The sequence below is a fragment of the Pseudomonas sp. VS40 genome (genome assembly GCF_018587885.1).
GTDB lineage: Bacteria > Pseudomonadota > Gammaproteobacteria > Pseudomonadales > Pseudomonadaceae > Aquipseudomonas > Aquipseudomonas pergaminensis.
In genome coordinates this window covers 414,367-438,962 of record NZ_JAGYWD010000003.1, presented here as the reverse complement: position 1 = coordinate 438,962, position 24,596 = coordinate 414,367, and the positions used below count along the sequence as shown (strand labels likewise).

At 60.4% G+C, this 24,596-nt stretch carries 24 protein-coding genes; 10 read left to right on the top strand and 14 right to left on the bottom strand.

What is annotated here, in order from left to right; translation table 11 throughout:
• Window positions 1-92: 92 nt before the first annotated feature.
• Window positions 93-686 carry an NADPH-dependent FMN reductase gene (gene ssuE, locus KHP07_RS11145; protein ID WP_015886424.1) on the bottom strand — a complete coding sequence of 198 codons (594 nt, stop codon included), beginning with the start codon at window positions 684-686 and terminating at the stop codon, window positions 93-95.
• Between ssuE and KHP07_RS11140 the strand changes: the two genes are divergently transcribed.
• The gene (locus tag KHP07_RS11140; protein WP_149873291.1) at window positions 685-882 is read left to right on the top strand and encodes a hypothetical protein; all 198 of its coding nucleotides are present in this window, start codon (window positions 685-687) and stop codon (window positions 880-882) included. The genes ssuE and KHP07_RS11140 overlap by 2 nt on opposite strands.
• Before the next feature lie 120 nt (window positions 883-1,002).
• On the opposite strand, the gene KHP07_RS11135 is transcribed toward KHP07_RS11140, so the two are convergent.
• Together KHP07_RS11135 and KHP07_RS11130 are read right to left on the bottom strand one after the other, a co-directional pair.
• The gene (locus KHP07_RS11135) at window positions 1,003-1,641 is read right to left on the bottom strand and encodes a peroxiredoxin (RefSeq protein ID WP_078050628.1); all 639 of its coding nucleotides are present in this window, start codon (window positions 1,639-1,641) and stop codon (window positions 1,003-1,005) included.
• Window positions 1,642-1,913: 272 nt separating this feature from the next.
• Entirely contained in the window at window positions 1,914-3,278 is a 1,365-nt protein-coding gene (locus tag KHP07_RS11130) for an OprD family porin (protein WP_123474852.1), read from the bottom strand.
• A gap of 370 nt (window positions 3,279-3,648) precedes the next feature.
• Here KHP07_RS11130 and tauA point away from each other — a divergent pair, with 370 nt between their 5' ends.
• On the top strand, window positions 3,649-4,635 hold the full coding sequence (tauA, locus tag KHP07_RS11125; protein WP_078050630.1) for a taurine ABC transporter substrate-binding protein: 987 nt from the start codon (window positions 3,649-3,651) through the stop codon (window positions 4,633-4,635).
• 110 nt (window positions 4,636-4,745) lie between these two features.
• Here tauA and argA read toward each other — a convergent pair whose 3' ends face one another.
• Together argA and argE are read right to left on the bottom strand one after the other, a co-directional pair.
• Window positions 4,746-6,047, bottom strand: coding sequence for an amino-acid N-acetyltransferase (argA, locus tag KHP07_RS11120; RefSeq protein WP_078050631.1), 1,302 nt, complete (start codon window positions 6,045-6,047; stop codon window positions 4,746-4,748).
• A gap of 135 nt (window positions 6,048-6,182) precedes the next feature.
• Window positions 6,183-7,331: an acetylornithine deacetylase gene (gene argE / locus KHP07_RS11115; protein ID WP_214497193.1), complete on the bottom strand. Its 1,149-nt coding sequence runs from the start codon at window positions 7,329-7,331 to the stop codon at window positions 6,183-6,185.
• Between the two features lie 158 nt (window positions 7,332-7,489).
• Between argE and KHP07_RS11110 the strand changes: the two genes are divergently transcribed.
• Window positions 7,490-8,857 (top strand): CYTH domain-containing protein, encoded by a 1,368-nt coding sequence (locus KHP07_RS11110; RefSeq protein WP_214497192.1) that lies wholly within the window; start codon window positions 7,490-7,492, stop codon window positions 8,855-8,857.
• Window positions 8,858-8,924: 67 nt separating this feature from the next.
• Here the strand turns inward: KHP07_RS11110 and KHP07_RS11105 are convergent, their stop codons facing one another.
• Window positions 8,925-9,395 (bottom strand): Lrp/AsnC family transcriptional regulator, encoded by a 471-nt coding sequence (locus KHP07_RS11105; RefSeq protein ID WP_010207358.1) that lies wholly within the window; start codon window positions 9,393-9,395, stop codon window positions 8,925-8,927.
• A gap of 127 nt (window positions 9,396-9,522) precedes the next feature.
• Here KHP07_RS11105 and KHP07_RS11100 point away from each other — a divergent pair, with 127 nt between their 5' ends.
• The 7 genes from KHP07_RS11100 (at window position 9,523) to KHP07_RS11070 (ending at window position 15,618) form a co-directional block, all read left to right on the top strand.
• Complete coding sequence (locus tag KHP07_RS11100) at window positions 9,523-9,861, top strand: ACT-like domain-containing protein (protein ID WP_078050634.1); 339 nt, start codon at window positions 9,523-9,525, stop codon at window positions 9,859-9,861.
• An 84-nt stretch (window positions 9,862-9,945) separates the two neighbouring features.
• On the top strand, window positions 9,946-11,625 hold the full coding sequence (locus KHP07_RS11095) for a GspE/PulE family protein (protein ID WP_214497191.1): 1,680 nt from the start codon (window positions 9,946-9,948) through the stop codon (window positions 11,623-11,625).
• Window positions 11,626-11,702: 77 nt separating this feature from the next.
• Window positions 11,703-12,623 (top strand): SPFH domain-containing protein, encoded by a 921-nt coding sequence (locus tag KHP07_RS11090; RefSeq protein WP_078050636.1) that lies wholly within the window; start codon window positions 11,703-11,705, stop codon window positions 12,621-12,623.
• A 10-nt stretch (window positions 12,624-12,633) separates the two neighbouring features.
• Window positions 12,634-13,080 (top strand): NfeD family protein, encoded by a 447-nt coding sequence (locus KHP07_RS11085; RefSeq protein ID WP_034110117.1) that lies wholly within the window; start codon window positions 12,634-12,636, stop codon window positions 13,078-13,080.
• Between the two features lie 69 nt (window positions 13,081-13,149).
• The gene (locus tag KHP07_RS11080) at window positions 13,150-13,464 is read left to right on the top strand and encodes a DUF2388 domain-containing protein (RefSeq protein WP_003176799.1); all 315 of its coding nucleotides are present in this window, start codon (window positions 13,150-13,152) and stop codon (window positions 13,462-13,464) included.
• A gap of 188 nt (window positions 13,465-13,652) precedes the next feature.
• A complete protein-coding gene (locus KHP07_RS11075; RefSeq protein WP_214497190.1) occupies window positions 13,653-14,318 on the top strand; it encodes an outer membrane protein in 666 nt (221 codons plus the stop codon).
• 157 nt (window positions 14,319-14,475) lie between these two features.
• Window positions 14,476-15,618 carry a DegT/DnrJ/EryC1/StrS family aminotransferase gene (locus tag KHP07_RS11070; RefSeq protein ID WP_078050638.1) on the top strand — a complete coding sequence of 381 codons (1,143 nt, stop codon included), beginning with the start codon at window positions 14,476-14,478 and terminating at the stop codon, window positions 15,616-15,618.
• 126 nt (window positions 15,619-15,744) lie between these two features.
• Here KHP07_RS11070 and gcvH read toward each other — a convergent pair whose 3' ends face one another.
• From gcvH to pepP, 8 genes are all read right to left on the bottom strand, one after another.
• Window positions 15,745-16,128: a glycine cleavage system protein GcvH gene (gcvH, locus tag KHP07_RS11065; protein WP_033897550.1), complete on the bottom strand. Its 384-nt coding sequence runs from the start codon at window positions 16,126-16,128 to the stop codon at window positions 15,745-15,747.
• Window positions 16,129-16,181: 53 nt separating this feature from the next.
• On the bottom strand, window positions 16,182-17,264 hold the full coding sequence (gene gcvT, locus KHP07_RS11060) for a glycine cleavage system aminomethyltransferase GcvT (protein ID WP_078050639.1): 1,083 nt from the start codon (window positions 17,262-17,264) through the stop codon (window positions 16,182-16,184).
• Window positions 17,265-17,420: 156 nt separating this feature from the next.
• A complete protein-coding gene (locus KHP07_RS11055; RefSeq protein ID WP_078050640.1) occupies window positions 17,421-19,037 on the bottom strand; it encodes an ABC transporter permease in 1,617 nt (538 codons plus the stop codon).
• Window positions 19,038-19,201: 164 nt separating this feature from the next.
• Complete coding sequence (locus KHP07_RS11050) at window positions 19,202-20,206, bottom strand: extracellular solute-binding protein (RefSeq protein WP_099493177.1); 1,005 nt, start codon at window positions 20,204-20,206, stop codon at window positions 19,202-19,204.
• Between the two features lie 160 nt (window positions 20,207-20,366).
• A complete protein-coding gene (locus tag KHP07_RS11045; protein WP_177409536.1) occupies window positions 20,367-21,584 on the bottom strand; it encodes a 2-octaprenyl-3-methyl-6-methoxy-1,4-benzoquinol hydroxylase in 1,218 nt (405 codons plus the stop codon).
• Between the two features lie 9 nt (window positions 21,585-21,593).
• Window positions 21,594-22,079, bottom strand: a complete 486-nt coding sequence (locus KHP07_RS11040) for a DUF4442 domain-containing protein (protein WP_078050643.1) — start codon at window positions 22,077-22,079, stop codon at window positions 21,594-21,596.
• The gene (gene ubiH / locus KHP07_RS11035; protein ID WP_214497189.1) at window positions 22,072-23,259 is read right to left on the bottom strand and encodes a 2-octaprenyl-6-methoxyphenyl hydroxylase; all 1,188 of its coding nucleotides are present in this window, start codon (window positions 23,257-23,259) and stop codon (window positions 22,072-22,074) included. Before ubiH ends, KHP07_RS11040 begins: the two co-directional genes overlap by 8 nt.
• On the bottom strand, window positions 23,256-24,578 hold the full coding sequence (gene pepP / locus KHP07_RS11030) for a Xaa-Pro aminopeptidase (RefSeq protein WP_078050645.1): 1,323 nt from the start codon (window positions 24,576-24,578) through the stop codon (window positions 23,256-23,258). The genes ubiH and pepP overlap by 4 nt, the downstream gene beginning before the upstream one ends.
• Window positions 24,579-24,596 lie beyond the last annotated feature (18 nt).

Here is a 24,596-nt window from a genome sequence, read left to right as displayed (position 1 = left end):
GCTCTCTCCAAATAATGCGATGAGGGGGTTGGCTGCACCTGCTTGGCCGTTGGCGGCTGAGTAAGGTGAGTTTTTTTACATTTCGGTGTGGCTTAAATGCTCCAGCGAGCACTCAACAAACGTTCATTCAACACATGGGGGTCCAGCGGTTTCGGGCGACGGGCCATGGCGCCGTAAAGCGTTTCCAGGGCCTCGTGCAAACGGTGTTCGAGCACCGGCACCAGTTGCGCCTGGGCGCTGCCCTCGCCATAAGCAATCTGGCTGTCTTCGGCAAAGATGCCGTGCAGCAATTCCTGGGCTTTCAGCGCCGACAGCACCGGCTTCAACGCGTAGTCCACCGCCAGCATGTGGGCGATGCTGCCGCCAGTGGCCATTGGCAATACGATCTTGTGGGCCAGGGCGCGCTCGGGCAGCAGGTCCAGCACGGTTTTCAGCGCGCCGGAGAACGACGCCTTGTACACCGGCGTAGCGATCACCAGGCCGTCCGCGTTAGCCACTTGTTGCAGCAGGTCGATGACCTTGGGGCTGTCGAAGCGCGCGTGCAGCAAGTCCTCCGCCGGGAAGTCCCGTATCTGGTAACTCACCACTTCTACGCCTTTGTCTTGCAACCACTGACGGGTTTTATCCAGCAACACCCCGGAGCGGGAACGCTGGCTGGGACTGCCTCCAAGTGTTACGACCAACATGCAGGAATTCCTTGAGCAGGTGTCGGCGGTTCGCTGTGTGGCGATGGCGCCAAGATGGAACAGACCTTATCAGCAGATTTATATATCTTTAAATCTTATTTTTTCATGTGTTTATTCTTTAAATGCATATGCGAGCGATCAAATCCCAGGCGAAAAAAAAGGCCGTGAAAACGGCCTGAAAACCCCTGCTATGTGATTCGGTTTACATCTCAATGCTGTGGTACATGCACCGCCGCCATCGCGGGCAAGCCCGGCTCCCACAGTTGACCGTATTCCCCTGGGGGAGCCGGGCTTGCCCGCGATGGCGATTTCAGCATCAACGATTGGGCTGAGGGGTGAGCCGCAAGTACGGCTTCACCGCCCGGTAACCCTTCGGAAAGCGTTTCTTGATCTCGTCCTCATCCTTGAGCGACGGCACGATCACCACCTCGTCACCGTCCTGCCAGTTGGCGGGCGTGGCAACCTTGTGGTTGTCGGTCAGTTGCAGCGAGTCGATGACCCGCAGGATTTCGTGGAAGTTGCGCCCGGTGCTGGCCGGGTAGGTGATGGTCAGGCGGATCTTCTTGTTCGGATCGATGACGAACAAGGAACGCACGGTGAGGGTGTCACTGGCGTTGGGGTGGATCAGGTCATACAGGTCAGACACCTTGCGATCGGCGTCGGCCAGGATCGGGAAATTGACGACGGTGTTCTGAGTTTCGTTGATGTCTTCGATCCACTTGTGGTGCGAGTCCACAGGGTCCACCGACAGGGCGATGGCCTTGACGCCACGCTGGGCGAATTCGTCCTTGAGCTTGGCGGTGAAGCCCAACTCGGTGGTGCACACCGGGGTGAAGTCCGCCGGGTGGGAAAACAACACACCCCAGCTATCGCCCAGCCATTCGTGGAAACGAATCTTGCCGGCGCTGGAATCCTGTTCGAAGTCGGGGGCGATATCGCCCAGTCTTAGGCTCATGGTGTGGCTCCTGGTGAGTGCTTATGGAGCCCACTGTGCATGTATTGCGGATTATTTAAAAAGAATAAATATCGATTTATCTAGACGATAAAAGAATATTAAAAATCTGTTCATTGGACGTATTCGAAGGCGAGGAGCACCATCGCTTCCAAGGTTCGAGAAGGCCTTGAGACGCTGTACACAGAGGGGTTCAGGAAGGGCCTGCGGGGGTTTGGCCCGACTTGAAAGCAAGACACCTTGCCCGGTGTTGCACCGGGCAAGGTTTTGCACACTTACAACAGCGGGATCGAGTAGCTGACGATCAGACGGTTTTCATCTTGATCACGCGCGCCAGCAATGTCGGTGCGCCACATGGCGTTTTTCCAAGCTACGCCGAGGTTTTTCAGCGGACCTTCTGGGATCACGTAGGCAACAGTGATGTCACGTTCCCATTCGGACTGGCCGTTGAACTGGGTACGAGAAGCAGTGTTGGCTACGGTGTCGATGTCGCTACCTTTAAGGTAGACAACGCCGGCAGTCAGACCAGGAACGCCAACTTTGGCGAAGTCATAAGCGTAGCGAGCTTGCCAGGTACGTTCGCCGGCACGGGCAAACTTCTGGATCTGCATGTCAGTGGTCAGGTAAGCCGAAGAGCCATCACCCTGGTTCAACCAAGGGAAGTCGCTGCTACCGTTACTGACTTGATAACCACCACCGAAGGTGTGACCGGCAACGGTGTACAGGAACAGGCCACTGTACAGATTGTTGTCGACCTTGCCCTTACCAGCGCGGAAGCCTTGGTAGTTACCGGTAGTGAAGTAAGCCGACTCGTTACCGTTGGCACCGTCATCAGAGCTGTTGAAGTAACGCAGATCAGACTTCAAGACACCAGGACCGATAGCCCAGTTGTGGGTCAGACCCAGGAAGTGCTGCTTGTAGAAGTCTTCCAGATTGCCGTAGTAGTACTGGGCAGTCAGGTCCTTGGTGATTTTGTAGTCACCACCGGCGTAGATGAACTTGTTACTGTCGCGCCAAGTAGCGCCACGGCTGTTCGCACCCGCCAACGAAAGGCTTTCGTTGCTGCTGGAGTTACGGCCTTTGGCTTTCTCAATCTGACCGCCGACCAGCGTCAGGTCCTTGATATCGTTGGTAGTGATCTGGCCACCCTGGAAGGTCTGTGGCAACAGACGACCATCGTTGGTGATGATCACAGGCAACTTAGGCTGCAGGGTACCCAACTTCAGTTCTGTCTGAGAGATCTTGGCCTTGGCCGTCAGCCCCAGGCTGGAGTAGTCATTGACGGCTTTGCCGTTATGCTCGCTTGGGAAGATGGTGCCGCCGTAGGAGCCTGGGTTGGCGCCGCTTGGCTTAGTCGCGCCGTTTGTGCCGCCGCCCGAATCCAGGCGAACGCCCAACAGGCCGATCGCATCAACGCCGAAACCAACAGTACCTTGGGTGTAACCGGAGATGAAACGCAGATCGAAGCCTTGGCCCCATTCTTCGTTCTTGTTCGCGCCGGTACCGTTACGGTTGTCGGTGTTGATGTAAAAGTTACGCAGCCCCAGTGTTGCCTTGCTGTCTTCAATGAAACCGGCAGCGCCTGCTTGCTGGGCGATTGCGCCCAAAGCTACAGCCAAAGCCAAGGTGGACTTCTTCATGTACCGCTCCTCTCATTTCTAATTTTTGTATTTCTTTGGTCTCGGGTCTGACGCCCTCGATCCACAGATGCGCGATTAGCGCCAGATAGTGACTACCAAGTCAATCGTAACCTTGTGTGTCTACTACCTTCGTCTAATCGCAGTTGATTTGGTCCCTGCAGGGTAATGAGTTTTTCATACACCCAAAAAGAATTGTTTCATTCTTTTTCATACGATTCGGGAATAAGCCTTTGCATGACGCGGACAAGTCAGGGTAGACGAACCGCTCCATAAGCTAATTCCTAAAGGGTATTTGTTAGCGCTTTTTTAGATCGTTTAGTGTGGTCGTACTGTTGCATACGTCACCCACGATCAAAAAGGCGACGCCATCATGGCCAAACGCACATCCTCCCGTCAATTTGTTACAGTTTTTGTGTCACTAATACTTTCTTTTGGTGTCAAAGCCGCCGATTTAACCATCGGCTACCAAACCGGTATTGATCCCAGCAAAGTCCCACAGGCCGACGGCCTGTATGAAAAGGCCATTGGCGAGAAGATCGCCTGGCGCCGGTTTAACAGTGGGCCGGAAGTCGTAACGGCTATCGCCTCTGGCGATGTGCAAATCGGCAACCTCGGTTCCAGCCCCCTCGCTGCGGCAGCTTCGCGCAATCTACCCATCGTCGCGTTTATCGTATCGGCCCAGATCAATACTTCTGAAGCATTGGTGGTGCGTAACGGCAGCGGCATCGAAAAACCCGAAGACCTGGTCGGCAAGACCATCGCCACGCCTTTCGTCTCCACCTCTCATTACAGCCTGCTCGGCGCACTGAAGCACTGGGGCCTGGATACCAAGCAAGTCAAAGTGGTGAACTTGCAACCCGCCGAAATTGCCGCCGCGTGGAAACGTGGCGACATCGACGGCGCTTTTGTCTGGTCACCCGCGCTCGGAGAGATCCGCAAGACCGGCAAGACCCTGACAGACGCGGCCCAGGTGGGTCAGTGGGGCGCACCAACGTTTGAGGTGTGGGTGGCACGCAAGGATTTTGCGCAAAAACACCCTGACGTAGTGGCCAAGTTTGCCAAGGTCACGCTGGACTCCTTCGCCGACTACGCCGCCCATAAAGATGCCTGGACGGTGGACTCCGAGCCGGTGCAGAAAATCGCCAAACTGACAGGTTCAAACGCCGCCGATATCCCAGAGCTGTTGGCCGGTACCACGTTCCCGGATGCGCAGGCACAGCAAACTGACGCGCTGCTTAAAGGCGGCACGGCGAAGGCGATTGGGGAGACGGCGAAGTTCTTGAAGGAACAAGGAAAGGTTGAGGCAGTGTTGCCAGACTATTCAGCGTACGTGACCGATAAATTCGTCAAGCCCTGAACCCTGTAGGAGCCGGCTTGCCGGCGATGCCAGCGACTCGGCCTTGCACATAACCGAGGTGATGCAATCGCAGGCAAGCCAGCTCCCACGAGAGCCAACCTTGCATTAAGTCAGAGAGCCTTCTCGAAAATCTTCGAATTACGCTGATAGTTGTACAGCGACGCCCGCGCCGACGGCAGGCGATCCACGCTGCTCGGCACAAAACCCCGCTCACGGAACCAGTGGGCGGTGCGGGTAGTGAGGACAAACAAGGTCTTCAAGCCCTGGGCACGGGCACGGGTCTGGATTCGCTCCAGCAACACGTCACCCCGCGCGCCGTGACGGTACTCCGGGTTCACCGCCAGGCACGCCAGCTCACCCGCATCCGAATCTGCGATCTGATACAGCGCCGCACACGCGATGATCATGCCTTCGCGCTCCACCACGCTGAATTGCTCGATCTCACGCTCCAGCACCTCCCGCGAACGACGCACCAGGATGCCCTGCTCTTCCAACGGGCTGATCAAGTCGAGCAAGCCACCGACGTCTTCAATCGCCGCTTCGCGCACCAGTTCGAATTGTTCCTGGGCCACCAGCGTACCGCCGCCGTCCCGGGTGAACAGCTCAGTGAGCAAGGCGCCGTCTTCGGCGTAGCTGACAATATGGCTGCGCCCGACTCCACCCCGGCAGGCCTCGGCGGCCGCATCCAGCAATTCAGCCTGATAGTTACTGCTGCCCAGGCGCTGCAAATGAGCCGGCACTTGTTGCGGGCGCAGTTCGCGCACCAGGCGACCGTTTTCATCGATCAGGCCCATGTCTGCGCCGAACAGCAGCAGCTTGTCAGCGCCCAAGTCAATGGCGGCGCGGGTCGCGACGTCTTCGCAGGCCAGGTTGAAAATCTCACCGGTAGGCGAATACCCCAGCGGCGACAGCAGCACAATCGAGCGCTCATCCAGCAGGCGGTTGATACCCTTGCGGTCGACGCGGCGCACTTCGCCGGTGTGGTGGTAGTCCACGCCGTCCAATACACCGATGGGGCGTGCTGTCACGAAATTGCCGCTGGTTACACGCAAGCGCGAGCCCTGCATCGGCGACGAGGCCATGTCCATCGACAGGCGCGCTTCAATGGCGATGCGCAGGTGGCCGACCGCGTCGATCACGCACTCCAGCGTCGCCGCGTCAGTGATGCGCATGCCTTCGTGATAAGTCGGGATCAGGCCACGCGCTTCAAGGCGCACTTCGATCTGTGGCCGCGAACCGTGTACCAACACCAAGCGCACGCCCAGGCTGTGGAGCAGCACCAGGTCGTGGACGATATTGCCGAAGTTGGGGTGCTCCACACCGTCGCCGGGCAACATGACCACAAAGGTGCAGTCGCGATGGGCGTTGATGTAAGGGGAAGCGTGACGAAGCCAATTAACGTAGTCGGGCATGGAACCTGGGCCTGTAATAAAAAGCAGCCGAAAAAGGATGGATCGTGAAAGCGCACAGCGGGCTGATGGTTATCGTCGGAACAGGCTTGGCGACACGCTCACTCTCCTTCTATGTACGAACAGGCAGGGGTTAATTTATGCAGGTTTCAGGCAGTAATGTTCGATCAGTTCCCGCAATAGACGCACTGTAGGCGTCAAGCGTGACATTTCGAGGTACTCGCCCGGCTGGTGGGCGCAGGCGATATCGCCAGGGCCAAGCACCAGGGTTTCACAACCCAGGCGCTGAAGATAAGGCGCTTCGGTGCCGAACGCTACTGCTTCGGCACGGTGGCCGGTCAATCGTTCCGCAACCCGCACCAGTTCGGCATCTTCCGGCTGTTCGAAGGGTGGTACTTCGGGGAACAGTGGCGCGTAATCAATCTTGACCTGATGACGCTCGGCCAACGGCTGGAGCTTCTGCCGGATGGCATCGCGCAGCACTTGAGGGTCCATGCCGGGCAGAGGGCGCAGGTCGAATTCCAGGGAACACTGGCCGCAGATGCGGTTGGGGTTATCGCCGCCGTGGATGCAGCCGAAGTTCATGGTCGGTTGCGGCACGCTGAATTGCGGGTTGCGATACTCGCGCTGCCAGGCCAGGCGCAAACCACGCAGTTCGCCGATGGCGTCGTGCATGGCTTCGAGGGCGCTGTGGCCTAGGCGGGGGTCCGACGAATGGCCGCTTTGGCCAAGGATGTCGATGCGTTCCATCATCACGCCTTTGTGCAGGCGGATGGGCTTGAGCCCGGTCGGCTCGCCGATCACCGCGGCGCGACCCAGCGGGCGCCCCGCTTCGGCCAGTGCGCGGGCGCCGGACATGGAGCTTTCTTCATCGCAGGTCGCAAGGATCAGCAGTGGCTGCTTGAACGGCTGATCCAGCAGCGGCAACACCGCCTCGATGGCCAAGGCAAAAAAACCCTTCATGTCGCAACTGCCCAATCCTACCCAACGGCCGTCTACTTCCGCCAGCTTGAGCGGATCGGTCTTCCACAGCGCCGCGTCATAGGGGACGGTGTCGCTATGCCCCGACAGCACCAGGCCACCAGGGCCACTGCCGAAGCTGGCCAGCAGGTTGAATTTGCCAGGGCTGACTTGCTGGATGTCGATGGCAAAACCCAGGTCACCCAGCCAACTGGCGAGCAAATCGATCACCGGGCGGTTGGTCTGGTCGAGAGACGCCTGGGTGCAACTGACCGAAGGTGCGGCAATCAGCGCGGCAAACTGCTCTTTCATGGACGGTAACGGCATGCGCGGTCTCTCTACTTCCCGGATGAGCCTCACTATAGAACCATCTGCACGACACAATAAACCGTTGCGGCACGTTGCCGGGCTCAGTCCTGTACACTGCACGACCTTGGCAGCCACTCTTTTCCCCGGCTGCGCTCCCGATCCTGGATTTTCCGGCCATGCAGAAAGAAACTGAAATCAAGCTCCGCGTCAGCCGCGAGACCCTCGCCGCGCTGCGTGAGCACCCGCTCCTGAAAAAACGCAACAAAAGTGGCTGGGAACGCCGTGAGTTGATGAACCAGTACTTCGACACCCCCGAACGCGACCTGGCCCAGGCCAAAGTCGCCCTGCGCTTGCGCAAGGACGGTGACGACATCATCCAGACCCTCAAGACCCGTGGCCAAAGCGTCGCCGGCTTGTCGGAACGTAACGAGTACAACTGGGAATTGCCCAAAGCCAAGCTCGATGTGAAGAAGCTCGACGGCGAATGCTGGCCCGAGCAACTGGCCGAGCTGGACAAGAAAACCCTCAAGCCGATCTTCACCACCGACTTCGTGCGTGAACGCGCCGAAATCGCCTGGGGCCGTGGCAAGGCCAAGGTGGTGATCGAAGCCGCCCTGGACCTCGGCCATGTGGTGGTCGGCAAGCAGAAAGAAGAAATCTGCGAGCTGGAACTGGAACTGCGTGAAGGTGAGCCGGCAGCGCTGCTGGAACTGGCCGCCGAACTGGCCGCCACCCTCGCGCTGATGCCCTGTGACATCAGCAAGGCCGAACGCGGCTACCGCCTGTACGACGCCAGCAGCTACTCTCTGAGCCTGCCCGCGCCACAACTGAACGCCGAAATGCCACTGGATGACGCCTTCGCCGCGATCATGTGGCACCTGCTCGGCAGCAGCCAGCGCCTGGCCGAGCAATACCGGTTCAATGGCCACTGGCGTCTGCTGCAGGACTGGGTCGACAACCTTGGCGAACTGCGCGCCCTGATCGGTAGCCTCGGCCAGGCCGCACCGCGCCAATCCACCAGCGAACTGCGCAGCGCACTGGATGCATTGCTGGAAGACTGGCGCCCGCTGGTTCAGGCCGGTGATGACGATGAAGACATTCGCAAAGCCGCGCCGGAACAATTCGTCGAAGAATTGGACGACGTGCGCTGGGGCCTGTTCTCACTGAACGCTTCGCGCTGGCTGCTGGCCCGCACCTGGACCGCAGACCGCAACGTACGAGGCAACCGCCAAGGCGCTGCGCAGATCACCAACTGGCTGCCGCGCCTGTTGGCCGACGATGCCGTCGCCCTGCAACTGCCGCGCTATCAGCAACAGCCGGAAGACCTGGCTGAACAACTGCCGCGTATCGAACGTATCCAGGCCTGGCTGCACCACGCGCGTCAGGTGGTGGACATCCCGGAACTCGACCGCCTGTATGGCGAGCTGAACAAGTTGGTGCAACTGGCCAACCAGCCGATCACCGACGAGTCGCTGGATGCGCGGATGCATCAGGCGATTGCGGTGTATCAGAACCGTGCCTGGAAGACCTTGTTGCGTCTGTAAGTTCGCGATCGCCGGCTCCTGCACTGTCCCTGCAGGAGCCGGCTTGCCGGCGATAAGGCCATCCCTGTCAGCGCAATACTGGCAGGCTGGTGGTGGACTTGATCTCGGACAACGCCACGATCGAGTTGACCTCCTGAATCCCCGGCACCATCGACAGTTTTTCGAAGAAAAACCGCTCATACGCCTCAATGTCCGAGGTGACGATGCGCAACAGAAAATCCACCGCCCCCATCAGCACATAACACTCCAATACTTCCGGAAACCCACGAATCGCGTCGGTGAACTCGGTGAAGTTGGAACGGCCGTGGGCGTTGAGTTTTACCTCGGCGAAAATCTGCGTATTGAGGCCGATCTTCTTGCGATCCAGCAGGGTCACCTGGCCACGAATCACGCCCTCTTCCTTCAGCCGCTGGATCCGCCGCCAGCAAGGGGATTGAGACAGCCCCACCTGTTCGGCGATCTGCGCGCTGGAAAGCGAGGCGTCCTCTTGCAACAGAGCCAGGATACGGCGGTCGTAGGCGTCCAGCTCGCTGTGCATATAAATACCTGTTATGGCGCTTATCTTGAATTGAATGAGTCGATTAATCGAATAACAGGCTCATCTTAGATAAGAAATCTCCCGAGGCGAATGTAAAAATTTCTCCAGCCGATTTTGGAGAGCTCGCATGCACGCCGTCGAAACCACCCACCCTGTTACCCGCGTTGATGCGTGGGCCGTGGATAGCGCCCATTGCCAGGCGCACTACCGGATCGTCGCGGAGGCGGAGCCGGACGTGTTGTGCCGGGTACTCAACTTTTTCGCCCTGCAGTTCCTCACGCCTCAGCAAGTCACAGCGAGCCGGGAAGACGACCTGCTGCACCTCGACATCGTGATGGATGGCTTGAGCTGGCACCGCGCCCAGGTGATCGGTGAAAAGATTCGAAACCTGATCAGCGTTTGCACGCTGGACCTGTGGTCCGCCGACTCCGTGGGGCCTGCGGCGGTGGTGGCCGTCGCCCAGTAAAAGCCTGCAATACACGCGGGGAGGTGGATAGCCAGAGCCTGGCTAGCCTGGGATCTACGCCCACTGCCTCCCAGGAAATCCACCATGCCTGTCGATCAACGATTGGAACTGCATCAGCTGTTGCCGGCTTTGGTCGAAGGGCGGCTGATCACTCCCGAAGTCGCGCAGCACTTGTCGGCATTGCCGGCCAGCAACACCGAGCATCCCCTGGAGCGCATCGCAGCCCTGGGTCCTAACCTGGAAACCCTGACCGAATGGCTTGCCCAGCAGGCCGGGCAACCTTATCTGCGCATTGATCCCTTGAAGATCGACGCGGCAGCGGTAGTGCCGCTGATGTCCCAGGCGTTTGCCCAACGCCACGCCATCCTTGCTGTGGCGGTGGACGCGCAGACCGTTACTGTCGCCAGCGCCCAGCCCTACATCAGCAGTTGGGAAGCCGGGCTGGCCCAGGTGCTCAAGCGTTCGATCAAGCGCGTGGTCGCCAACCCCCAGGATATTGCGCGTTGCATCGGTGAGTTCTACCGGTTGGCCAAGTCCGTCAGCGGTGCCGACCAAAAGGTCGCGGCGCCCGGCCATGTCGACCTGCTCAACCTCGGCGCCAGTGACCAGGAACCAGATGCCAATGACGCGCATATCGTCAATATCGTCGACTGGTTGTTGCAGTACGCTTTCGGCCAGCGCGCCAGTGATATCCACATTGAGCCGTGCCGCGAACAGGGCCGCGTGCGCTTTCGCATCGACGGTTTGCTGCATGACGTCTATCAGTTTCCGCCCCAGGTCACGATGGCGGTGGTCAGCCGCCTGAAAAGCCTGGGGCGTATGAACGTGGCGGAAAAACGCAGGCCCCAGGACGGTCGGGTCAAGACCAAAAGTCCCACGGGGGCGGAAGTGGAGTTGCGCCTTTCCACCTTGCCCACAGCGTTTGGCGAGAAACTGGTGATGCGGATTTTCGACCCGCAGGTGCTGCTCAAGGGCTTTGACCAGCTGGGTTTGTCCGTGGATGACCAACAGCGCTGGCACACCATGACCCAGCAAACCAACGGCATCATCCTGGTCACCGGCCCGACCGGTTCCGGCAAGACCAGCACGCTCTACACCACGCTCCGACAACTGGCGACCCGCGAGATCAACCTGTGCACGGTGGAAGACCCTGTCGAGATGGTCGAGCCGGCGTTCAACCAGATGCAGGTGCAGCACAACATCGACCTGACCTTTGCCAGCGGCGTCCGCGCCCTGCTGCGCCAGGACCCGGACATCATCATGATCGGCGAGATCCGCGACCAGGAAACCGCTGAAATGGCGATCCAGGCTGCGTTGACCGGGCATCTGGTGCTGTCGACCCTGCATACCAACGATGCTCCCAGCGCGATCAGCCGCTTGCAGGAGCTGGGCATTGCGCATTATTTGATCAAAGCCACGTTGCTGGGCGTGATGGCGCAACGGTTGGTGCGGGTTTTGTGCCCCCACTGCAAACGGGCGCAGGGGGAGGTCCACGAAGCGGTGGGGTGCGTTGAATGTCGCAACAGCGGGTATCGGGGGCGGGCCGGCGTGTACGAAATCATGGTGTTGAACGAGGAACTCAAAACCCTGATCACGCCCGGCGCCGATGTGCAGGTGCTGCGCCAGGCCGCGGTGGCCCAAGGCATGTGCAGCCTGCGCAGGGCCGGCCTGCAAAAAGTCGAAGCGGGGCTGACCACGATGGCGGAAGTATTACGGGTGACCCCTGGGGATTCGGTAACAAATCCTTTGTTTGTTACGCGGTGAAACCGTTCTTATCGGTGACAACACCGTTACAATCGGCCGAACGTCGTTTCACTGACACCATCAGATAGGGAATCGCTATGCAGATCGGAACCGTACTGCTTCTTTTCGTGGGTTTGGCCATCGCCATCCTGTTCATGGGCTTCAAGGTCGTCCCCCAGGGTTACCAGTGGACGGTCGAGCGTTTCGGCCGCTACACCAACACCCTCAAGCCAGGCCTGAACATCATCATCCCGATCATGGATCGCATCGGCCGCAAGATCAACGTGATGGAAAGCGTGCTGGATATCCCGCCCCAGGAAGTCATCACCGCCGACAACGCCACCGTACAGATCGACGCCGTGTGCTTCTTCCAGGTGGTCAACACTGCCCAGGCCGCCTACGAGGTCAACAACCTCGAACACGCTATCCGCAACCTGCTGCAAACCAACATCCGTACCGTGCTCGGCTCCATGGAGCTGGATGCGATGCTCAGCCAGCGTGACGGCATCAACGAAAAACTGCTTAAAACCGTGGACGAAGCCACCGCGCCATGGGGTATCAAGATCACCCGTATCGAGATCAAGGACATCAGCCCACCCGCCGACCTGATGGCCGCCATGTCCGGCCAGATGAAAGCCGAACGGATCAAGCGTGCACAAATCCTCGAAGCCGAAGGCCTGCGCGCCTCGGCGATCCTGACCGCGGAAGGCAAGAAGCAGGCGCAGATCCTGGAGGCCGAAGGTAGCCGGCAGGCGGCGTTCCTTGAGTCCGAGGCACGCGAGCGTCAGGCCGAAGCAGAGGCCCGTGCGACACAGGTGGTGTCGGAGGCGATTGCGTCGGGCAACGTGCAAGCGGTCAACTACTTTGTTGCGCAAAAATACATCGATGCCCTGGGCAAGCTGGCGTCAGCCAACAACAGCAAGGTCATCCTGATGCCGCTGGAGGCCAGCCAGGTGATCGGCGCGGTCGGCGGCATCGGCGAGATCGTCAAGGCAACGTTCGACAACAAGAAAGGCTGAGGCCGGCGCCATGTGGGATTTCCTGCAGCATCTCTCGTTTTGGGATTGGCTGGCACTGGGCACGGTGCTGTTGATTCTTGAAGTATTCGGCGCCGGCGGCTACCTGTTGTGGATGGGTATCGCGGCGGCCGCCGTGGGTGTCATCAAGTTCCTGGTGCCACCCCTTGGGCTGGAATGGCAGCTCCTACTGTTTGCCGTGTTGTCGATCTTGACGGCGGTGTACTGGTGGAAGCGCCAGCGCAGCAGCGCCAAGGCCAGTGATCAGCCGGGTCTCAATGAGCGAGGCTCGGAGCTGATCGGGCGCACCTTCATGGTGCACCAGGCGATTGTGGATGGCCGGGGCAAGGTAAAAGTCGGCGATGGCGTATGGATGGTGACCGGGCCTGACAGCCCCGTAGGCGCTCAAGTACGGGTGGTTGGCCAGGAAGGCGTGGTTTTAAAGGTTGAAACTGTTTAGTCAGTGATGGAACTCGGTTGGGTTAACTACAATCATAAAGTACAGATAACCCACCCGGAGTCACCCATCATGCGTCTCAAATATGCTGTCGCAACCCTTGCTGTGCTTTCCCTCCCTGTCGGTTCAGCCATGGCCGACAGTTTCTGGCGCAACGTCATCTCGTCGGGCGCTACCACCGGCTCGACGTACTTGACCTTCAAAGACCACAAGCTGGTGGTTGCCGCGCAAGACGACGCAGGCAGCTTCGTTGCCAGCGACGGCGGGATCCGTGGCCCGTACCTGGAAGCGGCGATGCAGAAAGTCCGCGCCGATAACCCTGGCCTGCAGGCCACGGACATGGAGCTGGCCAACGCCATCCTCGCGAAAAACGCAGTGACCGAATAACTCGGGCTGTATAAAAAATGCCGCTGTTAACAGCGGCATTTTTTTGTCCTCAATTCCTACGGTCCTCGTCGCTGGGCACTACGCAAACATTGCTGCTTTCCCAACTGAATACAGAGAAGTCCTGTCGAGCCTCAGTCTGCGGGGCAACAAGCTAAGGGTTCCTTTTTAAATAAAGCGAATCACTGCCCATGCACAAGATTGTCTACGCACTGCTGCTCTCTGCGTTTTCCACCGCCTACGCCCAGGCGGAAAGCTGGTACGGATCAGCCAAAATCAACAGCGCTCGCCAGAACCTCTCCAGTTCACTGCTCACCAGCCCTCGCGTGACGGACAGGGTGGACGCCCCGGATAGCAGCAAAGCATTCGTCGCCTCTTTTGCCGCAGGCTACGCCTTCGACAATGGTTGGCGTCTGGAAGGGGAATACACGATGCCGAATGACTCGGCATTCAAGTCCTACTGGGCCCCCTTCAATGCCAACGTCAACAGCCTGCAGGTCCAGAGCCAACGCTTGATGCTCAATGGCTATAAAGATATCCCGATCAACTCATGGTTATCGTTCTACGGTATGGCCGGGGTAGGTGTCGCTCGCATTGAAGCCGAGGGCTATCAAACCAATGAGACCCGTCTTTTCGCCAATCACCGTCAGCATAACTTCGCCTACAGCGTAGGCTTGGGGCTGGAAGCCAAGGTCAGTGAGCAAATCACGCTGGGTACTGGTTACCGTTACATCGCAATGGGCGATGTTGAAACCGGCTACAACACCTTCGCGAACCGCGTGAACGCCCGGGATGAACAACTCAAAGGCAAGCTCAAGGAGCAGAACCTATTTCTGGAAGCGCGTTACTCCTTCTGAACCCGCAGAAAATGCCGCTGTAGAAGCGGCATTTTTTTGCCCGGACGGTGACGTTTCATTCACAGGCGACAGGCTATATTCAGTCAAGCCGTGCAACCATGCCGGTACTGATACCTCGCTTACTCATCGCCAACCTGAAACGGATGCCTTCGTCGTCATGAGCCAACAGCCCTTCCTGCCGTTTTCCAAACCCACCATTGATGAAGCCACCATCTCGGCGGTCGGTGATGTATTGCGCTCGGGCTGGATCACCAGCGGGCCGAAAGTGCAGGCCTTCGAGGCGCAGTTGTCGGAATACTTTGGTGGCCGGCCAGTGCGCACCTTCAACTCGGGCACCTGCACCATGGAGATTGCCTTGCGCATCGCCGGTATCGGGCCGGGTGATGAGGTCATCACCACACCAATCTCCTGGGTTGCCACGGCCAACGTGATCCTGGAAGTGGGCGCCACGCCGGTGTTCGCCGACATCGACCCGGTGACCCGCAATATCGACCTGGCCCAGGTAGAAGCGGCCATTACCCCGCGCACCAAGGCGATCATCCCGGTGTACCTGGCCGGCCTGCCGCTGGACATGCCAATGCTGTATGCACTGGCGAACAAGTACAACCTGCGCATCGTCGAAGACGCGGCCCAGGCACTGGGTTCGAGCTGGGATGGCGAACGCATTGGCGCTACCGGTGATTTCGTGTCGTTCAGCTTTCAGGCCAACAAGAACATCACCTCTTCCGAGGGCGGTTGCCTGGTCTTGAACAACGCCGAGGAAGCCCGGCTGGCGGAGAAGTATCGCCTGCAAGGCGTGACCCGCACCGGCTTCGATGGCTTGGATGTGGACGTGCTGGGCGGCAAATTCAACATGACCGACATCGCCGCCGCCATTGGCCTGGGGCAGTTTGCCCATATCGAGCAGATCACCGCGCATCGCCAGCACCTGGCGCGGCACTATTTCAAATGCTTTGGCAGTGATTTTGAAGAGCAGTACGGCGCACAACTGCCACCGGCCGATTTCGAAAACAGCAACTGGCACCTGTTCCAACTGGTGCTACCGGAACGCCAGGACGGCCTGCCGGCCCGCGCCACCTTCATGGAGCAGATGCAGGCCCAGGGAGTCGGCATTGGCTATCACTACCCGCCGATCCACCTGCTGAGTCTTTATCGGGCACAGGGGTTCAAGGAAGGCATGTTCCCGGTCGCAGAAAAGGTGGGGCGTTTGATCGTGTCGTTGCCGATGTTCACGGCGATGACAGAGGCGGATGTGGAGCGATCGGTGGCAGCAGTGAAAGCGGTGCTGAAAGCGAACTAAGCACTCACAGCTGACACAATCCAATGTGGGCGCGAGCTTGCTCGCAAAAGCGGTGTATCAGAAACACATTCAGTGACTGACATTCCGCTTTCGCGCGCAAGCCCGCTCCCACAGTGGGTTTTGCGTTTACTCGCCGATGGCGGCTTTGTAGCCAGCAGCATCCAGCAGTTTTTCCAGATCAGCCGGGTTGCTCGGCTTGAGTTTGAAGATCCACGCGCCGTACGGGTCGGAGTTCAGCAGCTCAGGACTACCGCTCAGCTCTTCATTGACGGCAATCACTTCGCCTGCAACCGGAGCGTAGATATCCGAGGCGGCCTTCACCGACTCAACCACACCCGCTTGGCCAGCAGCGTCGAACTGCGCGCCCACTTCGGCCAACTCAACAAACACCACATCACCCAACGCTTCCTGAGCATGGTCGGAAATACCGACGGTCACGGTGCCGTCAGCTTCCAGGCGTGCCCATTCGTGGCTTTCGGCAAAACGCAGGTCGGCAGGGATATCGCTCATAGTCTGTGTCCTCAAGAAGTAATGTCAGCGGCCTTCGGCCTGCCAAAAATAGGTTAGATCAAGGTTTTGCCATGGCGCACGAAGGTCGGTTTGACCACTCGAACCGGGTACCACTTACCGCGGATTTCCACTTCGGCCCGATCGGCAGTTGCCGTCGGTACGCGCGCCAGGGCAATGGATTTGCTCAGCGTAGGAGAGAAACTACCACTGGTGATCTCTCCTTCGCCAATATTGGCGATACGAACCACCTGGTGAGCGCGTAGGACCCCGCGTTCTTCCAGCACCAGCCCGACCAGTTTCCACTGCACACCGGCGGCTTTTTCCGCCTCCAGCGCGGCGCGGCCGATGAAATTACGCTGCGCAGGCTCCCAGGCGATGCTCCAGGCCATGTTCGACGCCAGGGGCGAAACATCCTGGTGGATGTCCTGGCCGTACAGGTTCATCCCAGCTTCCAGGCGCAGGGTATCGCGGGCGCCAAGGCCGATGGGTGAAATGCCCGCGCCCACCAAGTCGTTGAAAAAGCCCGGTGCCTGGTCGGCAGGCAGGACAATCTCCAGGCCGTCTTCGCCGGTGTAACCCGTGCGCGCGATGAACCAATCGCCATCGGCCTGGCCCTCAAAGGGTTTGAGCTGGTGGATCAGGGTGCCGCGAGACTGGGTGACCAGCTCGGCAATCTTTTGCCGGGCGTGGGGGCCCTGAATGGCGAGCATGGCCAATTCAGGCCGTTCATGCAGTTGCACCTGATAGTTACCCAACTGCGCGTGCATCCAGGCCATGTCCTGGTCACGGGTGGCGGCATTGACCACCAGCCGATAGGCGGACTCGGTTCGGTAGACAATCATGTCGTCCACCACACCGCCCTTTTCGTTGAGCATGGCGCTGTACAACGCACGGCCGCAGCCATGCAGACGTTCGACATCATTGGCCAGCAGGTGCTGGAGCCATTCCTTGGCCTGGGGGCCGGTGACATCGATCACGGTCATATGAGATACATCGAACACCCCGCAGTCGCGTCGCACCTGATGGTGTTCTTCAACTTGCGAGCCATAGTGCAGAGGCATATCCCAACCGCCAAAATCGACCATTTTCGCGCCGAGGGCGAGATGCAGGTCATACAGAGGCGTACGCTGTCCCATGGGTTTCTCCTTCCGGGCGTGGCGAAGGTGCGCAGCGTTGCCGTTCGTGCCGGACACCTTGAATTACAAGGCCTGCAGCCACGCCCAGCGACTCGATCCGAAAGACGGACCGCACCGAATGCCGCGCATTGTAGCCGCAAGCCGTAGGACTGGCACCTAACCGATTTGCCGAGCCGAGCGTCGGATCAGCCCGATTACCGGCAAGAGCCCCACCAGAACCAGGCTCAACGCCGGCAAAGAAGCCCGCGCCCACTCGCCTTCGCTGGTCATTTCAAAGATCCGCACCGCCAGCGTGTCCCAGCCGAATGGGCGCATCAGTAGGGTAGCGGGCATTTCCTTGAGTACGTCGACGAACACCAGCAGCGCTGCGCTCAAGGTCCCCGGCAGCAGCAACGGCAGATACACTTTGCAAAACAGTCGTGGGCCACTCACACCCAGACTGCGTGCAGCCTCCGGCAAGGACGGTCGGATGCGCGCCAGGCTGTTTTCCAACGGCCCGTAGGCCACCGCCAGGAATCGCACCAGATACGCCAGCACCAACGCCGACAGGCTGCCCAACAACAACGGTTTGCCCGCCCCGCCGAGCCAGCCGGACAGCGGCACCACCAGTTCACGGTCCAGGTAGCTGAACGCCAACATGATCGACACCGCCAGCACCGACCCCGGCAAGGCATAGCCGACATTGGCCAGGCTGATGCCGGAGCGGATTGCCCGCGTTGGCGCCAGGCGGTTGGCAAAGGCCAGCACCAGCGCCACGCTCACGGTGATCAAGGCGGCGATGCCACCCAGGTACAGGGTGTGGATGATCAGGCCGGAATAACGCTCATCCAGATCGAAGCGGCCGCGCTGCCAGAACCAGGCCACCAGTTGCAGCATCGGAATGACAAAGGCACAGGCGAACACCAGCCCGCACCAGCCACTGGCGGCGGCCGCCTTGAACCCGCGCAACTGATACAGCGCCTTGCCCCGTGGTCGTTCGTTACTTGGTCGGCTCGCACCACGGGCGCGGCGCTCACCGTACAGCACCAGCATCACCACCAGCAGCAAGAGGCTGGCTAATTGGGCGGCGCTGGACAGGCTGAAAAAGCCGTACCAGGTCTTGTAGATGGCGGTGGTGAACGTGTCGAAGTTGAACACCGAGACCGCGCCGAAATCCGCCAGGGTTTCCATCAATGCCAAGGCCACCCCGGCGCCAATCGCTGGCCGCGCCATGGGCAGGGCCACGTGCCAGAACGCTCGCCATGGCGATTGCCCCAGCACCCGCGCCGCTTCCATCAGGCCTTTGCCCTGGGCCAGGAATGCAGTGCGCGCCAGCAAGTAGACGTAGGGGTAAAACACCAGCACCAGCACGATAATCACGCCACTGGTAGAGCGCACCCGTGGCAGCCTCAAGCCGGTGCCGAACCATTCACGCAGCAGGGTTTGCACGGGGCCGGAGAAGTCCAGCAGGCCCACAAACACAAATGCCAGCACATACGCAGGAATGGCAAAGGGCAGCATCAGCGCCCAGTCGAGCCAACGTCGGCCGGGGAATTCGCAGAGGCTGGTCAGCCAGGCCAGGCTGACCCCCAACACCGTCACGCCCACGCCGACACCCAGCACCAGGGTCAGGGTGTTGGCCAGCAGGCGCGGCATCTGGGTTTCCCAGAGGTGGGACCAGATCTGGTTGTCGATGCTTTGCCAGGACAGCAACAGCACGCTCAGCGGAAGCAGCACCAGGGCGGCGACGGTGAAGACCGGCAGGTACCAGCGGCGTTGAGCGGGGTGGGCCAAGGAAAAGCTCTCTGGAAATGATGATTTTGAATTCACCACGAACAATGTGGGAGCGGGCTTGCTCGCGAACGCGGTGTATCAGTCACAGATGTATCGACTGACACGGCGCTTTCGCGAGCAAGCCCGCTCCCACATTTAGATCTGCGGTGTCCTGCAGATTGTACTTAGTTCCAGCCAGCGCGATCCATCAACCGAATCGCCTCGGCCTGGCGCTTGCCCGCCACTTCCACCGGCAAGGTGTCCGCCACAAACTTGCCCCAGGTCGCCACTTCGGCCGACGGCGGTACCGCTGGATTGGCCGGGAATTCCTGGTTCACGTCGGCAAAGATCTTCTGCGCCTCAGGCGTGGTCATCCACTCCACCAGCGCCTTGGCCGCTTCCGGGTGCGGCGCGTGCTGGGTCAGGCCGATGCCCGACAGGTTCACATGCACGCCACGGTCACCCTGGTTCGGCCAGAACAGTTTCACGGCCAGGTCCGGTTTCTGCTTGTGCAGGCGACCGTAGTAGTAGGTGTTGACGATCCCCACGTCGCACTGCCCAGCGTTGATGGCTTCGAGCACGGCGATGTCATCCGAGAACACGTCGGTGGAGAGGTTGTTGACCCAACCTTTGACGATCTCTTCGGTTTTAGCCGCACCGTGGGTCTCGATCAAGGTGGCGGTCAGCGACTGGTTGTAGACTTTTTTCGCCGTGCGCAGGCACAAGCGGCCTTCCCACTGTTTGTCAGCCAGGGCTTCGTAAGTGGTGAGGTCACCCGGTTTTACCCGGTCGGTGGAATAGGCGATGGTCCGCGCGCGAAGGCTCAGGCCGGTCCAGGTGTGTTTGGAAGAACGGTATTGCAGGGGGATGTTCTTTTCGATCACCGGGGAGGTGAACGGTTGCAGGATGCCCATTTGCTCAGCCTGCCAGAGGTTGCCGGCATCGACGGTGAGCAGCAGGTCGGCGGTGGCGTTTTCGCCCTCGGCCTTGATGCGCTGCATCAGCGGGGCTTCCTTATCGGTGATGAACTTCACCTGCACGCCGGTTTTTTTGGTGTAGGCATCGAACACCGGCTTGATCAGTTCGTCGATGCGCGAGGAGTAGACCACCACTTCGTCGGCGGCCTGCACGGTGGTGCTGCCGATCAGGGTAAGTGCCAGAGCAGTCAGGAGGCGCTTGGGTGCCAACATGGGGCCAGTCTCTCATTTGCAAAAAGAGGGCAAATGATAAGGACTGGCATTTAGTGGCGCTTGGTGGAGGCGTTACCAGATGTTGCATGGCCGGGATTTGCAGTGCGGCTTATGGCCTCATCGCGGGCAAGCCCGGCTCCCACAGGGATCGTATTCAATGTCAGGGCTTGGCCAGCTCCGGCAGATCCCCGCTCAGCCCGAGCGCCTGGCGCACAAACACTGCCTTGGCTTCGGGCATTTGGTCGACCATCTTCAATCCGGCATTACGCAACCAGCGCAGCGGCAGTTGATCGGCCTGGAACAGTCGCTCAAACCCTTCCATTGCCGCCATCAATGCCAGGTTGTGCGGCATGCGTCGACGCTCGTAGCGGCTCAACACCTTCACATCGGCCAGGCGCTCGCCGCGCTCGGTTGCCGACAACAAGACCTCAGCCAATGTCGCCGCATCCAGAAAACCCAGGTTCACACCCTGCCCCGCCAAGGGATGGATGACGTGAGCCGCGTCGCCAATCAACGCCAGGCCTTCGGCCACATAGCGCTTGGCATGGCGCTGGCGCAGTGGCACGCAGACGCGTGGGTCGGCGCTCAGCACCGTACCGAGCCGCCCTTCAAAGGCGCGCTCCAGTTCACGGCGGAAGCTTTCATCATCCAATGCCATCAAGCGTTCAGACTCGGCCGGCGTGGTCGACCAGACGATCGAACACCAATCCTCCTGCCCATCCCGCACCAGCGGCAAAAACGCCAGCGGGCCGGTGTCGGTAAACCGTTGCCATGCCGTGCGCTGGTGCGGCTGGCTGCTGCGCACGCTGGTGACGATGGCGTTATGCAGGTAATCCCATTCGCGGGTCGCGGTGCCGGTCAGGCGGCGCACGGCGGAGTTGGCGCCATCGGCGGCCACCACCAGCGGCGCGCGCAGCTTGCGGCCATCGGCCAAGGTCAGCAGCCACTCATCGCCAGAGCGGCGCATCTGTTCCAGGCGTGCACTGGCCAGCAGGCCCAGGTCGCAGTCGTGCAAGCGGTCGAGCAAGGCATCCTGAACCACGCGGTTCTCGACGATGTGCCCGAGCACGTCGGCATGCACACTGGCCGCCGAGAAATGGACCTGCCCGGTGCCGCTGCCGTCCCACACCTGCATCTCGCCGTAGGGGCTGGCGCGCCGCGACACGATGCCGTCCCACACGCCCAGGCGTTCGAGGATGCGCTGGCTGGCAGCCGACAAGGCGCTCACCCGGGGCTCGAAGGCCGCGTCACGGTCGAACGGCTTGACACTCAACGGGCTGCCATCAAGCAGCAGCACCTGCAGGCCACTGCCTTGCAACGCCAGCGCCAGGGCGCTTCCGACCATTCCGGCCCCGACAATCAGCACATCTGCGCGCATGTCCATGCTTTAAGCCTGTCTCACTGGCGGCTTGCGCCGCACGTAAAGGGTTTTGTCGACCCGCGCCACCAGGGTGCCGGAGCCGTCATGAATCTGCACCTTGAGGTGGGGCAGGTACTTCTCGCCACCTTCGGTGTGTCGACGGATCTCGTCCAGCAAGGCCTCGTCGATGGAAAATTCGGCATATACCGGGCCTTTGCCGGGCGAAACGAAGTCGATACTCGCGGCCTTGTCCCACACGATGTAGTCGCGGCCCAGGTTCTCCATCAGCATCAGCATGTAGAACGGGTCAACCATCGAATACAGGCTGCCGCCGAATTGCGTGCCGACATAGTTACGGTTGTACCAGCCCAGGCCCATGCGCACTTTGACGTGACGAAAATCGGCGCTCATGTGCCGTACGCTGACCCCCGCGCCCAGATACGGTGGGTACAGGGTCATGATCCAACGCAACAACCGTGCCTTGCCCAGGCGCTCGATCAACCACTTACGCATCGGGACGCGTGCCCAGGCCCATGGCCTGACGGGCGAACCAGCGCTTGGCCGGCGGCAGCAGGTCCAGGCCCAGCAGGCCCATGTTGCGGCCCAGGGCGACTAGCGGTTGAGCGCTGCCAAACAGGCGCGTCACTTGGTCGGAAAAGCCCACGGTGAGTTTCTGGTCCAGGCGCTGGCGCTCGCGATAGCCTTGCAAGGTTGCCAAGTCTCCCGGCACTTGCGGCCCGGCCAGCAAGGCCTCGGCCAAGGCGTTCGCATCACGCAGGGACAGGTTGAAGCCCTGCCCGGCAATCGGATGCAGGCTGTGGGCGGCGTTGCCGAGGACCGCCAGGTGGGAACGCACTTGTTCCTCGGCTTCCACCAGCGTCAGCGGATACAGGTGACGCGCCCCAACCTGCTTGAGGGTGCCCAGGCGATAGCCGAACACGCCCTGCAATTCACTCAAGAAGCTGCGTTCGTCGAGACTGGCCAGGCGCTGCGCGTCCATGCCGAGGCGAGTCCAGACCAGCGCGCAGCGGTTGTCCGGCAATGGCAGCAGGGCCATCGGGCCTTCATCGGTGAAGCGTTCAAAGGCTTCGCCGTTATGGGATTCACTCGGGGTGATGTTGGCGATCAGCGCGCTCTGGTTGTACGGGCGGGTTTTCACACCGATACCTAACTGTTCGCGCAACCCGGAGCGGCCACCATCGGCCAATACGGCGAGCTCGCACTCCAGCACGGTTTCATCGTTGAGGGTCAGGCGGTAGCCATCGGGCAGCGGCTCCATGCGCGCGACTTCCGCCGGGCAACGCCAGCTGACCACGTCTTTGTCCAGGCCTTGCCACAGGCATTGGCCCAGCCAGGCGTTTTCCACCACGTAACCGAGGGCCGGCACGCCCTCCTCCATGGCAGACAAACGTGCGGTGGAGAACCTTCCACGGTCCGACACGTGGATCTGCTTGATCGGCTCGGCACGCCGGGAAATGTCCTGCCACAGGCCCAGGCGCTGATAGATCTGCCGAGCGCCGAAGGACAGCGCTGAAGAGCGCGCATCGTAACTCGGTTGGTAGCTGTCGCCCGGCGCGAAAGGTTCGATCAGCACGATCTTCCAGCCACGTGCCTTGGCCCCGGCCTGCAACGCCAGCGCCAGGCTGGCGCCCACCAGGCCGCCGCCGATAATCGCCAGATTGACCCGGCTCATCGGGCAGCCGCCATCAGCGCTTCGATGTCGGCGACGGTCTTGGGCACGCCGCCGGTCAGGATTTCACAGCCTTGCTTGGTCACTACCACGTCGTCCTCGATGCGCACGCCAATGCCACGCCATTTCTTTGCCACAGTCTGGTTGTCCGGCGAAATGTAGATCCCCGGCTCCACGGTCAATGCCATGCCGACCTCCAGCACACGCCATTCGCCGCCCACTTTGTACTCGCCCACGTCATGCACATCCATGCCCAACCAGTGCCCGGCGCGGTGCATGTAGAAGGCACGGTAGGCTTCACTGGCGATCAGTTCGTCGACTTCACCCTGGAGCAGCCCCAGCTCGACCAGCCCGGAGGTAATCACACGCACCGTCGCTTCATGCGCCTGGTTCCAATGTTTGTTCGGCGCGATCTCGGCAAAGGCGGCTTCCTGGGAGGCCAGCACTATCTCGTAGATCGCCTTCTGTTCCGGCGAAAACTTGCCATTCACAGGCCAGGTACGGGTGATGTCGCTGGCATAGCAGTCGATTTCGCAACCGGCGTCGATCAGCACCAGGTCGCCGTCCTTGAGCACCGCGTCATTCTGCTGGTAATGCAGGATGCAGCTGTTGCGCCCGGCAGCGACGATGGAGCCATAGGCCGGCATCTTCGCGCCGCCCTTGCGAAACTCGTAATCCAGCTCGGCTTCCAGGCTGAATTCGTGCAACCCGGCGCGGCTGGCCTGCATCGCCTTCACGTGGGCGGCGCAGGAGATTCGCGCAGCCTCGCGCATCACCTTCACTTCTGCCGCCGATTTATACAGGCGCATGTCGTGGAGCAGATGATCCAGGGCAACGAATTCGTTCGGCGGCTGGGCGCCCAGGTGCGCTTTAGAGCGGATCACGTTGATCCACTCCATCAGGTGTCGGTCGAATTCAGCGTTGCTGCCCATCGCCGAATACACCCGGTCGCGGCCTTCAATGAGGCCGGGCAGGATGTCGTCGATATCGGTGATGGGGAAGGCATCGTCGGCGCCAAAGTCACGGATCGCGCCTTCGGTACCGGCGCGCAGGCCATCCCACAGTTCGCGTTCGGCATTGCGCTCGCGGCAAAACAGCACGTACTCGCCGTGCTGGCGACCGGGCATCAGCACGATCACCGCTTCCGGCTCGGGGAAGCCGCTCAGGTACTGGAAGTCACTGTCCTGGCGGTACACATGTTCGACATCGCGGTTGCGGATCGCCACGGCGGCGGCCGGCAGGATCGCGATGCTATTGGGTTCCATCTGCGCCATGAGCGCCTTGCGGCGTCGGGTGTATTCCGCTCGGGGGATATGGATCATGGGCAGATGGGCTTCCTT

What these genes read in the sequence shown, in the direction of transcription:
- KHP07_RS11100 (WP_078050634.1), top strand. Translation starts at nt 9,523, where the DNA reads ATGCACGCCGTCGAAACCACCCACCCTGTTACCCGCGTTGATGCGTGG.
- gcvH (WP_033897550.1), bottom strand. Translation starts at nt 16,128, where the DNA reads ATGAGCGATATCCCTGCCGACCTGCGTTTTGCCGAAAGCCACGAATGG.
- gcvT (WP_078050639.1), bottom strand. Translation starts at nt 17,264, where the DNA reads ATGGGACAGCGTACGCCTCTGTATGACCTGCATCTCGCCCTCGGCGCG.
- KHP07_RS11110 (WP_214497192.1), top strand. Translation starts at nt 7,490, where the DNA reads ATGCAGAAAGAAACTGAAATCAAGCTCCGCGTCAGCCGCGAGACCCTC.
- ubiH (WP_214497189.1), bottom strand. Translation starts at nt 23,259, where the DNA reads ATGAGCCGGGTCAATCTGGCGATTATCGGCGGCGGCCTGGTGGGCGCC.
- KHP07_RS11040 (WP_078050643.1), bottom strand. Translation starts at nt 22,079, where the DNA reads ATGCGTAAGTGGTTGATCGAGCGCCTGGGCAAGGCACGGTTGTTGCGT.
- KHP07_RS11050 (WP_099493177.1), bottom strand. Translation starts at nt 20,206, where the DNA reads ATGTTGGCACCCAAGCGCCTCCTGACTGCTCTGGCACTTACCCTGATC.
- argE (WP_214497193.1), bottom strand. Translation starts at nt 7,331, where the DNA reads ATGCCGTTACCGTCCATGAAAGAGCAGTTTGCCGCGCTGATTGCCGCA.
- KHP07_RS11080 (WP_003176799.1), top strand. Translation starts at nt 13,150, where the DNA reads ATGCGTCTCAAATATGCTGTCGCAACCCTTGCTGTGCTTTCCCTCCCT.
- KHP07_RS11090 (WP_078050636.1), top strand. Translation starts at nt 11,703, where the DNA reads ATGCAGATCGGAACCGTACTGCTTCTTTTCGTGGGTTTGGCCATCGCC.
- KHP07_RS11070 (WP_078050638.1), top strand. Translation starts at nt 14,476, where the DNA reads ATGAGCCAACAGCCCTTCCTGCCGTTTTCCAAACCCACCATTGATGAA.
- KHP07_RS11075 (WP_214497190.1), top strand. Translation starts at nt 13,653, where the DNA reads ATGCACAAGATTGTCTACGCACTGCTGCTCTCTGCGTTTTCCACCGCC.
- KHP07_RS11085 (WP_034110117.1), top strand. Translation starts at nt 12,634, where the DNA reads ATGTGGGATTTCCTGCAGCATCTCTCGTTTTGGGATTGGCTGGCACTG.
- KHP07_RS11140 (WP_149873291.1), top strand. Translation starts at nt 685, where the DNA reads ATGCAGGAATTCCTTGAGCAGGTGTCGGCGGTTCGCTGTGTGGCGATG.
- argA (WP_078050631.1), bottom strand. Translation starts at nt 6,047, where the DNA reads ATGCCCGACTACGTTAATTGGCTTCGTCACGCTTCCCCTTACATCAAC.
- KHP07_RS11045 (WP_177409536.1), bottom strand. Translation starts at nt 21,584, where the DNA reads ATGCGCGCAGATGTGCTGATTGTCGGGGCCGGAATGGTCGGAAGCGCC.
- KHP07_RS11095 (WP_214497191.1), top strand. Translation starts at nt 9,946, where the DNA reads ATGCCTGTCGATCAACGATTGGAACTGCATCAGCTGTTGCCGGCTTTG.
- pepP (WP_078050645.1), bottom strand. Translation starts at nt 24,578, where the DNA reads ATGATCCATATCCCCCGAGCGGAATACACCCGACGCCGCAAGGCGCTC.
- KHP07_RS11135 (WP_078050628.1), bottom strand. Translation starts at nt 1,641, where the DNA reads ATGAGCCTAAGACTGGGCGATATCGCCCCCGACTTCGAACAGGATTCC.
- KHP07_RS11105 (WP_010207358.1), bottom strand. Translation starts at nt 9,395, where the DNA reads ATGCACAGCGAGCTGGACGCCTACGACCGCCGTATCCTGGCTCTGTTG.
- tauA (WP_078050630.1), top strand. Translation starts at nt 3,649, where the DNA reads ATGGCCAAACGCACATCCTCCCGTCAATTTGTTACAGTTTTTGTGTCA.
- ssuE (WP_015886424.1), bottom strand. Translation starts at nt 686, where the DNA reads ATGTTGGTCGTAACACTTGGAGGCAGTCCCAGCCAGCGTTCCCGCTCC.
- KHP07_RS11130 (WP_123474852.1), bottom strand. Translation starts at nt 3,278, where the DNA reads ATGAAGAAGTCCACCTTGGCTTTGGCTGTAGCTTTGGGCGCAATCGCC.